Genomic DNA, 14,547 nt, shown 5'->3' on the forward strand with positions numbered 1-14,547 from the left:
TTTGAAACGTGCAGATATTAGTTCAGAAATTTGGTGGAACTTCTGTACAAAATGAACGAACTAGACAACATGTTATTCATCATATAGAACATGCACTACTGAATGATAATAAGCTTGTAGTAGTCGTATCTGCAATGGGAAGAAGTCCAGAGGCCTATGCTACGGATTCATTATTAAATTTAGTTCATTATCCAGAGCATGCAATCTCAGATCGTGAGCTGGATATGCTAATGGCTTGTGGTGAGATTATTTCTTCGGTTGTTTTATCGAATGAGCTTCGGAAAAAATCGATTAAAGCAATTGCGCTGACCGGGGCGCAAGCAGGCATCATGACGAATTCAGGTTATAATCAAGCGAAAATAAAAGAAGTGAATCCAATTCGTATTTACAATGAGTTAAAGACACATGATGTAGTGGTTGTTGCAGGTTTTCAAGGTAAGAATGAAGTTGGCGAACTCACAACATTAGGGCGTGGAGGGAGCGATACAACAGCTGCCGCTTTAGGTGTAGCATTACATGCAGAACGAATAGAAATATTTACAGATGTTAATGGCATTATGACAGCCGATCCGCGAGTAGTTAAAAATGCCCGTGCTCTTGATGTGGTAACATATCAGGAAATTTGTAATTTAGCTTATCAAGGTGCTAAAGTTATTCACCCGAGAGCAGTAGAAATTGCTATGAGAGAAAAAATCCCAATGTTAGTTCGTTCCACTTATGAGGAGGACGGAGGAACATTGGTAACCAATATAACGAGTAAAAATAAAGCAGTCGATGTATCAGACCGATTAGTTACTGGAATCGCCCATTTAGCTAACATTACCCAGATTAAAGTTCAAACAAAAGAGAAGGAAGCATATAGACTACAATCTGAAGTGTTTAAAGTTATGGCGGATGCGGGGATATCGATTGATTTTATCAATATTTCTCCTACTGGTGTCGTGTATACTGTTCCAGATTTACAAAGTAAAAAGGCTATTAATAAGTTGAAAGAAAAAGGCTTTAATCCAACTGTCATACAGGATTGTACAAAAGTTTCAGTAGTTGGTGCTGGAATGAACGGTGTTCCAGGTGTTGCCTCTAGAATCGTGCAAGCTTTAACTAATCATGGTGTGCAAATATTACAATCCGCAGATAGTCATACAACGATTTGGGTATTAATTCCTAGCAAAGATGTATATAAAGCAGTAAATGCATTACATGATGAATTCGAATTAGCAAAAGGGCCGACAATTTTACATGACTTTATTATAGAAAGGTGAGTATATATGAATTTTGGTAAGATTTTAACGGCAATGGTTACCCCTTTTAATCAAGACGGGGAAATCAACTATGACGAAACAACAAAATTAGTAAATTATTTAATAGACAACGGAACAGAAGGCTTAGTCGTTGCAGGAACAACTGGAGAATCCCCAACACTCACAAAGAAAGAAAAATTAGAGCTATTTTCACATGTCGTAAAAATTGTCGATAAGCGTATCCCTGTCATAGCTGGAACAGGTGGAAACAACACACAAAGTTCAATAGAGCTAACAATAGAGGCGGAAAAATGCGGTGTCGATGCCATCATGTTAGTGGCTCCTTATTATAATAAACCAAATCAACAAGGACTTTATACGCATTTTAAAGTTATAGCGGAAGAAACGACTTTACCAATAATGTTATATAATATCCCAGGGCGCTCTGTAGTGAAAATGTCTGCTGAAACGATTATTGAGTTAAGCAAAATCGACAATATCGTTTCGGTTAAAGAGGCAAGTGGAGACTTAGATCAAGCTGCTGAAATTATTGAAAATACGAGTGATGATTTTACCTTATATAGCGGGGATGACGGTTTAACTTTACCGTTGCTTTCCATTGGGGGAGATGGTATTGTCTCTGTTGCATCTCACGTAATTGGTAATGAAATGCAAGAAATGATTAGAGCATTCGAACAAGGAGACACAAAAAAAGCAGCAAAACTGCATCGTAAGCTCCTACCAGTAATGAATGGATTATTTGAAGCACCATCACCAACACCAGTAAAAGCAGCACTTAAAATGAAAGGCATACAAACAGGCGGTGTTCGCCTACCACTAGTGCCACTGACAGCAGAAGAAGAAAATAGAGTAAAGTCATTATTAGAAAATCTCCATTAAATAAGATTGGTTCAATTGAAATTGTGCTCTACAGGAGAGTAAATTATAACAGATTTACTTTAAAAAGGATTCCTTAACCGGGAATCCTTTTTTCTATAGGAATGTATTTGAAGGGAAACGCCCATACTATGTTTATAGTGAATTTTGGAAAGGAGTGTTTATTTATGGAAAAAGATACAGAAAAGAAAGAGGGACAAGAAGAACAATCTAACCCATCTTCCTTAGTACAAAAAATTCAAGCGCTAGGTCAAACGAATGTCCCACAAGCACCAGATTCAAATATCCATGTGTTATCCATTATCGGTCAAATCGAAGGTCACATACAGCTTCCACCACAAAATAAAACAACGAAATATGAACATTTACTACCACAATTAATCGCGATTGAACAAAATCCTAAAATTGAGGGTGTCATTATTTTATTAAATACAGTAGGTGGAGATGTTGAGGCTGGACTTGCTTTATCTGAAATGATTGCGTCATTGTCTAAACCAACCGTTTCTATTGTATTAGGTGGCGGTCATTCCATCGGTGTACCAATTGCTGTTTCGACTAATTATTCTTTTATTGTGCCAACTGCAACGATGACTATCCATCCCGTACGTCTTACAGGACTTGTTATTGGAGTTCCCCAAACATTTGAATACTTAGATAAAATGCAGGAAAGAGTAATTAACTTTGTCGTTCATCATTCCAATATTAAAGAAGAGAAATTCAAAGATTTGATGTTTGCTAAAGGTAATTTAACACGTGATATTGGAACAAATGTGGTCGGTACAGATGCGGTGGAATATGGTTTAATTGATGAAGTTGGCGGTGTGAAAGAAGCAATGAAAAAAGTAACAGAGCTTATCAATCAAACAAAAGGAAATCAAGAACAGGGGGTTATTCAATGATTTTATATACGCCACTTTCAGAATCGGAGATATTCCCAACACCTGAAAATGTATACAGTAATAGACAATGTATTACATATGAGGGGAAAACATGTTTTGTAGAAAAGAATGATCATGGTGAATACCAGATTGTGCAACTATTGTCCACTGATCCACAAGATTATTTGAATCAAAAATTTACACCAGGTACGATTCTATCATAAAAGGGAATCGTTTAATTAGGTTGTCTATGATATACTATAGTTAATCAACATGATAAATACCCTTGCCTAACACGGCAGGGGTTTGTTTTCATATCAGCAGCGAGTTGTAAGAGGTGAGTATATGGTAAAGAAAAAAGGGAGAAAGAGGAAAAAAAGCACATTAAAGAAACAAGTTCAGTTTGAATTACTTGGACTTTTATTTGTATTCTTAGCAATATTCGGTAGTGGTGCTACTGCGATTAGTGGTGGTGCTATTCCAAGTGGCTTAGAGCATATTTTTCGATTCTTTTTAGGAGTATGGTATTTTACTGCATCTTTATTTTTATTAGGTATTGGCCTATATATTATGATTAAGAGACGTTATCCTAATTTTTGGAACAGGAAATGGATTGGAATCTATATTATTTTACTAGGAACTTTGTTATACACACATATTCAATCCTATGAGAATTTACTTGCTTCATCCAGTAATACATCTATCTTAAAAGTGACATGGACAACCTTTTTTGATTATGTAGCGGGTAATGCCTCAGCTGGTCAAGTTGGTGGCGGGATGATTGGGGCAATACTTTTTGCATTTTGCTATTATTTATTTTCATCTGTAGGAGCAAAAATCGTAGCTATCTTTTCGATATTAATTGGTATCATCTTTCTCACAGAATTTTCATTGGGAGATTTTGTTGCAAAACTAGTTTCACAAAGCAAATCTAACATGAAGAAATTACTAGATAAATTGAAAAATAGTAAAGCAGGAAAATCAGATGATAAGGTAGACGAGCTAATAGAAGAGGACTATGTCCCAACGGAACCAATAATCGAGACGAAAGAGGAGGCTTATCCTACCGTTACCTATGCTTTTGATGAGCAGCAGGTTGAACAAGCACCTAATTCGAAGGAAAATCAACGAGATAGTAAGGATATGGAAATAGAAGATGAGGCGGATGACGATGTGGAAGTCATGCCAATGACAGAAGCGGAAAATCCGGAATACATTTTACCCTCGCCAAGTCTATTAACAGAACCTGCTCAGAATTCGCAATATCATGATAAGGCACAAATTCAATCCGTTGTTAGGAAGCTAGAGAGAACCTTTCATAGTTTTGGTGTAAAGGCTAGAGTGACAAAAGTTAATGTTGGTCCTGCTGTAACGAAGTATGAAGTATATCCAGAGGCAGGGGTAAAGGTGAGTAAAATCGTTAGTCTACATGACGATTTGGCATTAGCACTGGCAGCAAAGGATATCCGAATTGAAGCTCCCATTCCAGGAAAGTCTGCGGTAGGGATTGAAGTTCCAAATCAAGAAATTGCAATGGTCTCTTTACGCGAGGTGCTAGATACGATTACAACAAACCAAGCCTCCAAACTATTAGTGGGATTAGGGAAAGATATTTCTGGAGATGCAGTTTTAGCTGAACTAAATAAAATGCCACACTTATTAATAGCTGGTGCTACTGGTAGTGGTAAAAGTGTCTGTGTAAATGGGATTATTACGACGATATTAATGCGTGCTAAACCACATGAAGTGAAAATGATGATGATTGATCCGAAAAAAGTGGAATTAAATGTTTATAATGGTATCCCACATTTATTAGCTCCTGTTGTTACTGATCCAAAGAAGGCATCAAGAGCATTGAAGAAAGTAGTTTCTGAAATGGAAAGACGTTATGAACTATTTTCAGATACAGGTACGAGAAATATTGAAGGCTATAATGAATATGTTCGGAAATATAATCGAACAGTTGATGAGACGGAACAACAGCCGAACCTCCCGTATATCGTCGTTATTGTCGATGAGTTAGCAGATCTGATGATGGTTGCCTCCAGTGATGTAGAGGATTCTATTACGAGGCTTGCTCAGATGGCTCGGGCTGCAGGTATTCATTTAATCATCGCAACACAACGGCCATCAGTAGATGTTATTACTGGGGTTATTAAGGCTAATATACCGTCACGTATTGCATTTAGTGTATCTTCTTCAACGGATTCTCGTACTATTCTTGATTCTGGTGGTGCAGAAAAGCTTTTAGGACGCGGTGATATGCTGTTCCTTCCAGTTGGATCCTCAAAGCCTATTCGTGTTCAAGGAGCATTTCTTTCAGACGATGAGGTGGAACGAATCGTTGACCACTGTATTGAACAACAAAAAGCTAGTTATCAAGAAGAGATGATTCCAGAGGATACGAATGATGTAGTAGAAGAAGTGGATGATGAACTATTTGATGAAGCAGTACAACTCGTTACAGAAATGCAGAGTGCTAGTGTATCGATGCTACAAAGACGTTTTAGAATTGGCTATACGAGAGCAGCAAGACTAATTGATGCTATGGAAGCAAGAGGAATTGTTGGACCGTATGAGGGAAGTAAACCGAGAGCAGTCCTTGTAACGCAAACAGAAGAAAAAACTTCATAAACCCTTTATTTGGGTAAAATTATGGCTAGGTGACATCGTTAACGGATGTCATCTAGCCTTTTTTGGAAGTGTAATTGCACCATTATTATGAGTTTTCGATACATTGAAATCGCTTCAGGATAGTGAATAGGCTATTAGTATGTACTAAATGAAATATTCTTCGTAATTTTAGTTAAAACTATTTATTTGTTTTTAAAATAATGATATATTATTCAAGGTATGAGTTGTCAGTATTTGTCGGAAATTAAACACCTTACTGTTTTTGAGCAAATACTAGGGGGGACCTTATGTCCATAAAATCAGATTCTAGGCATTTATACTTACAGGTAATTGATAAAATTAAACAAGATATTCAAACGGGACATTATAAAGAAAATCAAAAATTACCATCCGAATTTGAATTATCTAAATCGCTTGGTGTTTCAAGAGCAACATTGCGCGAGGCACTGCGAATATTAGAAGAGGATAATATTGTGACGAGAAGACATGGAGTAGGCACATTTGTCAATCAAAAGCCAATTGTATCTTCTGGCATCGAGCAGCTTAGTAGTGTTACGTCCATGATTGAGCAAGCAGGCAAGAAACCGGGCTCGCAATATTATTCTACTGAACTCATTGAGCCTACTGAGGAAGAGAGAATTAAATTTAAACCATATGAACTTACTAAACTAGTAAAAATGGAAAGAATTCGAACTGCCGATGGAAAGCCAGTAGTGTTTTGTATAGATAAGGTACCAGAGGAATTACTTCCTACTGAAGTAGCACATAAAGACGATTCATTGTTTAAGCTTATGGAAGAGCATTCTGGAAAACGAATAAGCTATGCCATTACTTATATCGAGCCAGTTAGCTATCATGAAAAGATTTACAATATATTACATTGTGAGTTTGATCAATCACTTTTACTACTAAAGCAAATGCATTATACAGAAGATGATAAGCCAATTCTGTATTCTTTAAATTATTTTCGGTCTGATGTATTTAGTTTTCACGTTTTAAGGAAGCGGGTTTAATATGTCTATCACTTTTAGGGGGTGATTTTCGGAATATAGGAATAAAGGCTTAGTAGTAAACGAATAAATACTTATTTTAAAAATGATAATGGGGGTATTTTCTATGAAGAAATTAAGCTTTCTATTAGTGCTTATCCTTGGATTAGGATTAGTATTAGCTGCTTGTGGTGGAGACAATGACAACAGTAGCGACAATAGCAACAATAGTAATAATGAATCAAATGGAGATACGGATAGTAAAGAAGGAACAGAAAACGCGGGAGATTTTAAAGTCGGTATGGTTACTGATTTAGGTGGCGTAGATGATAAATCATTCAACCAATCAGCATGGGAAGGTTTAGTATCTTTCGGTGAACAAAATGGTTTAACGGAAGGGGAAGGTTATTCTTATGAACAATCTAATGCAAAAGAAGACTACGTTCCTAATTTAACTCGTCTTATCCGTAATCACTATGACTTAATTTATGGAATTGGTTTTGAACTGAAAGAAGATTTAACAACAATCGCTGAACAAAATAAAGATGTTCACTTCGGTATGGTAGACGAAGTAGTTGATCTTCCAAACGTTGCTAGTATTACATTTAAAGAACACCAAGGTTCGTTCTTAGTAGGTGTCGCAGCTGCGCTTAAAACAAAAACGAATAAATTAGGTTTTGTAGGAGGACTAGATTCTCCACTAATTAATAAGTTCGAAGCTGGTTTTGTCGCAGGTGCAAAATCTGTAAACCCTGATATTGAAGTAGAAGTGCAATATGCAGAGAGCTTCGGTGATCCTGCAAAAGGTAAGCTAATCGCAGCAAACATGTATGACAATGATGTCGATGTAATTTATCATGCTTCTGGTGGAACAGGGAATGGTGTGTTTAACCAAGCAAAAGATATTAAACAAAATGATCCAGATCGTGAAATTTGGGTAATCGGTGTAGACCGTGACCAACATGAAGAAGGACAAGTTGGTGATCAAAACGTAACATTAACATCTATGATTAAACGTGTAGATGTTGCTGTAGAATCTGTTTCTACGATGTCTCTTAATGGTGAGTTTCCTGGTGGAGAGCAATTAGAATTTGGTATCGAAGAAGATGGAATTGGCTTTGCTACTACTAACTCTGACGCGATGACTGAAGACATTATTAACACAGTGAACGAATGGAAAGATAAAATCCTTAACGGGGAAGTAACAGTTCCAGCAACTCGTGATGAATTAAAAGCATTCGAAGAAAGTCTTTAAGAAACACCTGAGGCTGTCTGAAAGAACCAAATCCCTCTTGGGTAATGGGTCCTTTTGGACACCTCAATCTTTATACAAACCTAAGATCCTCAAATGAAGAAGATGCGAAGCATCTTTTTCATTTGGTGATTTTATTCGCATAGGAAAGTGTAGCAACCTTTTCAATTGCATAAGAAAAACGAACACTTTACTGAAGAATGATTACTATGGGACTCAGACAATTTTAGTACTAGTTTCTAATTAGTAGTCTGAAGTTTTAAGTTCTCAGAATGAGTGATTCGGTGGAAGATTTACCAGAAAGGTAGATGTCCTATTTTTTCTACAATAAAATCATATTTTATAAAAATAATAGCAATAGAATAGAGATTTAAGAGGGGTGACATTAGTGGAATATGTGATTGAAATGTTAAATATCCGAAAAGAATTTCCGGGGATAGTAGCTAATGATAACATTACAGTCCAATTAAAAAAAGGTGAGATTCATGCATTATTAGGTGAAAATGGTGCAGGGAAATCTACTTTAATGAACGTTTTATTTGGGTTATATCAGCCAGAAGCTGGAGAAATTCGAGTGAAGGGTGAAACAGTCAAAATAACAAACCCAAATATCGCCAATAATTTAGGTATTGGGATGGTACACCAACATTTTATGCTAGTTGAACCATTTACTGTTACACAAAATATCATCCTTGGTAGTGAACCTAAAGGAAAATTTGGTAGCATTAATCTCAAGAAAGCGGAAAGAGAAATACAAGAAATATCAGATCGTTATGGATTAAAGGTAGATCCTTCCGCAAAGATTAGTGATATCTCCGTTGGGATGCAGCAACGCGTGGAAATTTTAAAAACGTTATATCGTGGTGCAGAGGTGCTGATATTTGATGAACCAACTGCAGTGTTAACTCCTCAAGAGATAAAAGAACTAATTGAAATTATGCGTTCCTTAGTTAAAGAAGGGAAATCTATTATACTTATTACCCATAAATTAAAAGAAATCATGGAAGTATGTGATCGTTGTACAGTAATTCGAAAAGGGAAGGGTATCGGCACAGTAGAAGTCAAGGATACTAACCCAGATGAACTTGCATCGCTAATGGTTGGGAGAGAAGTTAACTTTAAGACAGAGAAGCAACCAGCTAATCCAAAAGGGGTCGTTCTTCATATTAAGGATTTATGTGTTCAGGATGTGAGAAAAGTAGATTTAGTAAAAGGCCTGGACTTAGAAGTACGTGCCGGTGAAATTGTTGGAATTGCTGGTGTTGATGGTAATGGTCAGACAGAATTAATTGAAGCAATTACAGGACTGCGAAAGTCTCGTTCTGGAAAAATTCAATTAAAAGAAAAAGACATTACGAATCTTAGCCCGAGGAATGTTACGAAAAGTGGGTTAGGGCATATCCCACAAGATAGACATAAATATGGTTTAGTCTTAGATTATCCAATTGGCGCTAATATTGTACTGCAAACGTATTATCAAAAGCCGTATTCAAAAGCCTCAGTTTTAAATTATAAAGCGATATACAAGAAGGCAAAAGAAATTATTGATGAATATGATGTGCGTACCCCGAGTGAGTACACTCCTGCCCGTGCATTATCAGGTGGAAATCAGCAAAAGGCGATAATTGGCAGAGAGATTGACCGCTCTCCTGATTTATTAATTGCGGCTCAACCAACACGTGGATTAGATGTTGGAGCAATCGAATTTATTCATAATAAGTTAATAGAAGAACGTGATAAAGGAAAGGCAATTTTACTAGTATCCTTTGAATTAGACGAGATCATGAATGTTAGTGATCGAATTGCAGTAATGTTTGATGGGAAAATTGTCGCTAATCTAAAGCCTGAAGAGACAAATGAACAGGAATTAGGCCTGTTAATGGCAGGTAGTACAATAAATGGGGCAGGTGATTCAAGTGACATCAAATAAAAAACTATTTGGTATTATTGTTCCGATAATATCTGTACTTCTAGGATTAATTGTTGGAGCAATTATTATGATTGCTTCTGGACACAACCCAATAGATGGTTATAAAGCCCTTTGGAATGGTGCCTTTTATGACGCGTTTACAATTGGTGAGACCATTAGAAGAATAACTCCTTTAATCTTAACAGGGCTTGCTATTGCATTTGCGTTCCGTACTGGATTGTTTAATATTGGTGCAGAAGGACAAGTTATCGTTGGCTGGTTAGCTGCGGTTTGGGTTGGTTTATCAATTGATGCACCAATGGTTATTCATTTACCATTAGCTGTTCTAGCCGGAGCGATAGCTGGTGGACTATGGGGATTTATACCTGGTCTGTTAAAAGCGAAAATCGGTGTGCATGAAGTAATTGTAACGATTATGATGAATTACATCGCTATGTTTGTTTCAAATGAAATTGTACGCTCTGTATTAACTGAAAATAGTACCACAACAGATAGAATAGCATCCACAGCCTCCTTAGGGTCGGAATGGTTGCAAAGCCTAACATTTTACTCGCGTATGCACTATGGATTCCTAATAGCATTATTTGCTGCTATCATTATGTGGTTTATCATTGAACGTACTACACTTGGTTATGAATTAAAGGCTGTTGGTTTTAATAAACATGCATCCAAATATGCTGGTATGAACGTTAATAAAAATATTATTCTGTCCATGGTTATCTCAGGAGCGTTTGCTGGATTAGCTGGTGTGATGGAAGGATTAGGAACGTATGGTAATGTATCCGTCATTTCAGGATTTACGAACCTTGGTTTCGATGGAATTGCGGTTGCCTTATTAGGTGCAAACAATCCTTTAGGCGTAGTTTTAGCAGCCATTCTTTTTGGAGTGTTAAAAGAGGGTGCTGGAGAAATGCCTAGTGCTGGTGTCCCGACAGAACTAGTGGATATTATCATCGCTATCATTATATTCTTTGTCGCTTCTAGTTATATCATTCGTTGGGCATTACAGCGTGTTAAAAAGGAGGGGAAATAAATGCTTCATATATTAGATTCCATAATACCTACTGTACTGTTCTTTTCCGCTCCCCTTATTTTTACTGCATTGGGAGGAGTTTTTAGTGAACGTTCTGGAGTCGTCAATATTGGGCTTGAAGGTTTAATGGTTATCGGTGCGTTTACTGGAATTGTCTTTAATCTTACATTTGCTGATGTATTTGGTGCTTGGACACCGTGGATTTCTTTAGTTGCTGCTATGATCGCAGGGGCTATTTTCTCTATAATCCATGCCGTTGCATCTGTGTCATTTTATGCGGATCAGACTGTTAGTGGTGTCGCAATCAATATGTTGGCACTTGGGTTAGGTATATATTTGACAAAGATTTGGTATGGAAAGGGTCAAACCGATATGGTAGCAGAACCATTTAATTCCACTACAATACCATTCTTGTCAAAAATCCCAATTATCGGTCCTATCTTTTTTGACGGGGTTTATATAACGTCTTACATCGCCATTATCTTTGCCTTTATAGCATGGTATGTACTATATAAAACTACCTTCGGATTACGTTTACGAGCGGTGGGTGAGCACCCAATGGCGGCAGATACGAACGGTATAAATGTATCTAGAATGCGCTATATCGCAGTTATTATATCTGGAGCGCTAGGTGGTTTAGGGGGATCTGTATTTGCACTGACGATTGTTTCTAATTTCTCCCATTCTACCATTGTCGGACAAGGATTTATGGCACTTGCTGCGGTTATCTTTGGAAAGTGGCATCCACTAGGAGCTATGGGAGCTGCGTTATTCTTTGGATTCGCACAAAGCTTGAGTATCGTAAGTTCTGGAATTCCTGTACTTGGAGATATTCCTCAAATTTACTTATTAATCGCTCCATATGTGTTGACTATTCTTGCCTTAGCAGGATTTATCGGTCGTGCTGAAGCACCGAAGGCAAGTGGAGTTCCTTACATTAAGGGAAGTAGATAATCTATATTAAAACTGACTTGAAGGTATTAATTCAGGTCAGTTTTTTTTTTTTGGTTGTTTTCTTTATAAATGGTAAACTATGGTTATTAATAAAACATTCATTGATTATGAAAAAAGGTACAAACTAAAGATTAGCTTGTTTTGAATGTATAAAATTGGAGGAAGAGATATGGTTATGATTCAAGAAGATGTGAAGAATCTGAATGGTTTAAATTTACATTTGATACCAAATGATAAATTCAAAACGGTAAACATCGTTATAAAATTTAAGGCTCCATTAAATCGTGAAACCATTACGAAAAGGGCATTGTTACCTTATGTGTTGCAGCAAGGTCCTAAAGAATATCCAAGCCGAAAGGAATTGCAAATCGCATTAGATAATCTTTACGGGGCTGTATTGTCTATTGATGGTGGGAAAAAAGGTAATCATCATATCCTCAGTTTTCGATTAGAAGTTGCCAATGAAAAATTCATCCCGAATGAGTCGAATATTATAGAAGAGGCGGTTAGGCTGCTTAATGAAGTCATCTTTCATCCGAATGTTAGGAATGATTCCTTTCATGAAGATATTATCAATCGGGAAAAAGAAACCCTCAGACAAAAAATAAAGTCGGTTATTGATGATAAAATGAAATATGCCAATATGAGATTAATTGATGAAATGTGTGATGGGGAAGCATATCAATTACATGTTAGTGGTTACGAAGAAGATTTAGATGATATATCAGCAACTGATTTATATCAATATTATGAGAAGCTATTAAAAGAAGACCAAATCGATATCTATGTGCTTGGTGATGTGAAGGAAGATAAAATCCAAGAGCTAATCGGAGTAAATTTTGAAAGAAAAAGTGAAGGTACTTCCAATAAGGTAGTAGAGGAAGAACCGAAAGTTACTTCAAAGGATCCAAAGGAAGTAATTGATAAACAACATGTACAACAAGCAAAGCTTCATATCGGTTATCGTACAAATATCCGTTTCCAAGATGAAAAGTATCCTGCTCTTCAAGTTTTTAATGGAATATTAGGTGCTTTTCCAAGCTCTAAATTGTTTATAAATGTCCGGGAGAAGAATAGTCTGGCGTATTATGCATCGTCAAGGTTAGAGAGTCATAAAGGCTTATTGTTAGTATTCAGTGGGATCGCTCCTCAGGATTATGAAAAAGCAAGAGAAATTATGGAAAAGCAAATGACAGCTATGAAAAATGGCGATATTACAGAAGATGAACTGAAAGAAACAAAGGATTTAATAATCAATCAATTATTAGAAACATTAGATCATCCCCAAGGAATTATAGAAATGCTGTATCAGCAGGTAATCGCAGGTACTACCTTACAGCCAGATCAACTCATCGAAAAGATTAAAGAGGTAAAAGTGGAGGATGTTGTGGAAGTAGGTAAGCATATTGTAGAAGATACCGTCTACTTACTGACTAGTGAAGGGGGATCAAATAATGGATAAGAAACAGTATACGCATATTGAGGAAACATTATATCACCGCAAGTTAGATAATGGATTATCAGTATTTTTATTACCAAGGCCACAAATGTCTAAAACCTATGCCATATTCTCGACCAATTATGGATCCATTGATCGGACATTTGTACCAATTGGCGAAAGCGAACAAATTACGGTTCCGGATGGTATTGCCCACTTTTTAGAGCACAAATTGTTTGAGAAGAAGGACCGGGATGTATTTGCTGATTTTGGAAAAAATGGAGCATCCGCAAATGCCTATACATCGTTTACCAAAACGGCTTATTTATTTTCTGCAACGGCAAATGTGGAAGAAAATGTAAAAATATTACTGGACTTTGTACAAGACCCTTATTTCTCTGAAGAATCAGTTGAAAAAGAAAAGGGGATTATCGGACAGGAAATCAAAATGTATGACGATCAGCCTGATTGGCAATCGTTCATGGGAACATTGAAAAGCTTATTTCAAGAAACTCCTGTCAATATCGATATAGCGGGTACAGTCGAATCCATAAATGAAATTACGAAGGATGACTTATATACATGTTATAACACGTTTTATCATCCGGAAAACATGACACTTTTTATTGCGGGTAAATTTGATCCGGATGATATGATGCAGTTGATTGAAGATAATCAACGTTCAAAGAGCTTTGAAAAACTGGAAGAGATTCAACGCGATTATCCGAAAGAACCTATTGAAGTGGCTAAAAAGGAAAACAACATCGTAATGCCGGTTTCAGTCGCTAAGTGTACGGTTGGTATCAAAGAATCAACAGAAGAACTTAAAGGGGAAGAATTTGTAAAGAAAGACATTCTGCAGGATATGATACTAACGTATTATTTTTCGAAGAGCGGGCAGTTCTATGAAGAACTATATCAAGAAAAAATCATCGATTCGAGCTTCTATTTTGAAACGAATTTAGAAAAAAGCTTTGGTTATTCTATTCTTGGTGGAAACTCAGATAACCCAGACCAATTTGTTTCGAAGCTGAAAGAATTGTTACTTTCGACTACAACACATGAAATACATGAGGATGACTTCGAACGAATGAAGCGAAAGAAAATTGGTCAATTATTACGTTCTATGAATTCACTTGAAAATATCGCAAGTAAGTACATTCATTATCATACTGTTGGTGTGGATTACTTCGAATTAATTCCTATGATACAAAGCTTATCCGTAGAGGATGCAAATAAATTTTTAAAACAATGGATTACAGAAGAGCGATTAGGTGTTTGCAAAATTGTAGCAGAGTAAG

The 14,547-nt window shown here is 36.6% G+C and carries 12 protein-coding genes; all 12 read left to right on the forward strand.

Annotation, left to right across the window (positions count from 1 at the left end; genetic code table 11):
* The first annotated feature begins 8 nt into the window (after positions 1-8).
* The 12 genes from dapG (at position 9) to yfmH (ending at position 14,546) form a co-directional block, all read left to right on the forward strand.
* Complete coding sequence (gene dapG, locus ACSKT4_RS02240) at positions 9-1,262, forward strand: aspartate kinase (protein ID WP_186868724.1); 1,254 nt, start codon at positions 9-11, stop codon at positions 1,260-1,262.
* Between the two features lie 6 nt (positions 1,263-1,268).
* On the forward strand, positions 1,269-2,141 hold the full coding sequence (gene dapA / locus ACSKT4_RS02245; protein WP_186868725.1) for a 4-hydroxy-tetrahydrodipicolinate synthase: 873 nt from the start codon (positions 1,269-1,271) through the stop codon (positions 2,139-2,141).
* 164 nt (positions 2,142-2,305) lie between these two features.
* Complete coding sequence (locus tag ACSKT4_RS02250) at positions 2,306-3,037, forward strand: ClpP family protease (RefSeq protein ID WP_186868726.1); 732 nt, start codon at positions 2,306-2,308, stop codon at positions 3,035-3,037.
* Positions 3,034-3,240 (forward strand): YlzJ-like family protein, encoded by a 207-nt coding sequence (locus ACSKT4_RS02255; RefSeq protein ID WP_186868727.1) that lies wholly within the window; start codon positions 3,034-3,036, stop codon positions 3,238-3,240. The genes ACSKT4_RS02250 and ACSKT4_RS02255 overlap by 4 nt, the downstream gene beginning before the upstream one ends.
* A 121-nt stretch (positions 3,241-3,361) precedes the next feature.
* Positions 3,362-5,650, forward strand: a complete 2,289-nt coding sequence (locus ACSKT4_RS02260) for an FtsK/SpoIIIE family DNA translocase (RefSeq protein ID WP_186868728.1) — start codon at positions 3,362-3,364, stop codon at positions 5,648-5,650.
* Between the two features lie 287 nt (positions 5,651-5,937).
* A complete protein-coding gene (locus ACSKT4_RS02265) occupies positions 5,938-6,663 on the forward strand; it encodes a GntR family transcriptional regulator (RefSeq protein ID WP_186868729.1) in 726 nt (241 codons plus the stop codon).
* Positions 6,664-6,766: 103 nt separating this feature from the next.
* Positions 6,767-7,894: a BMP family lipoprotein gene (locus tag ACSKT4_RS02270; RefSeq protein ID WP_186868730.1), complete on the forward strand. Its 1,128-nt coding sequence runs from the start codon at positions 6,767-6,769 to the stop codon at positions 7,892-7,894.
* A gap of 385 nt (positions 7,895-8,279) precedes the next feature.
* Positions 8,280-9,821, forward strand: a complete 1,542-nt coding sequence (locus ACSKT4_RS02275) for an ATP-binding cassette domain-containing protein (protein WP_186868731.1) — start codon at positions 8,280-8,282, stop codon at positions 9,819-9,821.
* Positions 9,790-10,854 (forward strand): ABC transporter permease, encoded by a 1,065-nt coding sequence (locus ACSKT4_RS02280; RefSeq protein ID WP_186868732.1) that lies wholly within the window; start codon positions 9,790-9,792, stop codon positions 10,852-10,854. Before ACSKT4_RS02275 ends, ACSKT4_RS02280 begins: the two co-directional genes overlap by 32 nt.
* Positions 10,855-11,808 (forward strand): ABC transporter permease, encoded by a 954-nt coding sequence (locus tag ACSKT4_RS02285; RefSeq protein ID WP_186868733.1) that lies wholly within the window; start codon positions 10,855-10,857, stop codon positions 11,806-11,808.
* 169 nt (positions 11,809-11,977) lie between these two features.
* The gene (gene yfmF, locus ACSKT4_RS02290) at positions 11,978-13,270 is read left to right on the forward strand and encodes an EF-P 5-aminopentanol modification-associated protein YfmF (protein ID WP_211741471.1); all 1,293 of its coding nucleotides are present in this window, start codon (positions 11,978-11,980) and stop codon (positions 13,268-13,270) included.
* Complete coding sequence (gene yfmH / locus ACSKT4_RS02295) at positions 13,263-14,546, forward strand: EF-P 5-aminopentanol modification-associated protein YfmH (protein WP_186868735.1); 1,284 nt, start codon at positions 13,263-13,265, stop codon at positions 14,544-14,546. The genes yfmF and yfmH overlap by 8 nt, the downstream gene beginning before the upstream one ends.
* The last annotated feature ends 1 nt before the right edge of the window (position 14,547 follow it).

The organism is Ornithinibacillus liuyingii, assembly GCF_055550225.1.

Bases quoted from the DNA above. Each gene is read 5' to 3' on its own strand.
- dapA (WP_186868725.1), top strand. From the start codon at position 1,269: ATGAATTTTGGTAAGATTTTAACGGCAATGGTTACCCCTTTTAATCAA.
- ACSKT4_RS02250 (WP_186868726.1), top strand. From the start codon at position 2,306: ATGGAAAAAGATACAGAAAAGAAAGAGGGACAAGAAGAACAATCTAAC.
- ACSKT4_RS02255 (WP_186868727.1), top strand. From the start codon at position 3,034: ATGATTTTATATACGCCACTTTCAGAATCGGAGATATTCCCAACACCT.
- ACSKT4_RS02260 (WP_186868728.1), top strand. From the start codon at position 3,362: ATGGTAAAGAAAAAAGGGAGAAAGAGGAAAAAAAGCACATTAAAGAAA.
- ACSKT4_RS02265 (WP_186868729.1), top strand. From the start codon at position 5,938: ATGTCCATAAAATCAGATTCTAGGCATTTATACTTACAGGTAATTGAT.
- ACSKT4_RS02270 (WP_186868730.1), top strand. From the start codon at position 6,767: ATGAAGAAATTAAGCTTTCTATTAGTGCTTATCCTTGGATTAGGATTA.
- ACSKT4_RS02280 (WP_186868732.1), top strand. From the start codon at position 9,790: ATGGGGCAGGTGATTCAAGTGACATCAAATAAAAAACTATTTGGTATT.
- ACSKT4_RS02285 (WP_186868733.1), top strand. From the start codon at position 10,855: ATGCTTCATATATTAGATTCCATAATACCTACTGTACTGTTCTTTTCC.
- yfmF (WP_211741471.1), top strand. From the start codon at position 11,978: ATGGTTATGATTCAAGAAGATGTGAAGAATCTGAATGGTTTAAATTTA.
- yfmH (WP_186868735.1), top strand. From the start codon at position 13,263: ATGGATAAGAAACAGTATACGCATATTGAGGAAACATTATATCACCGC.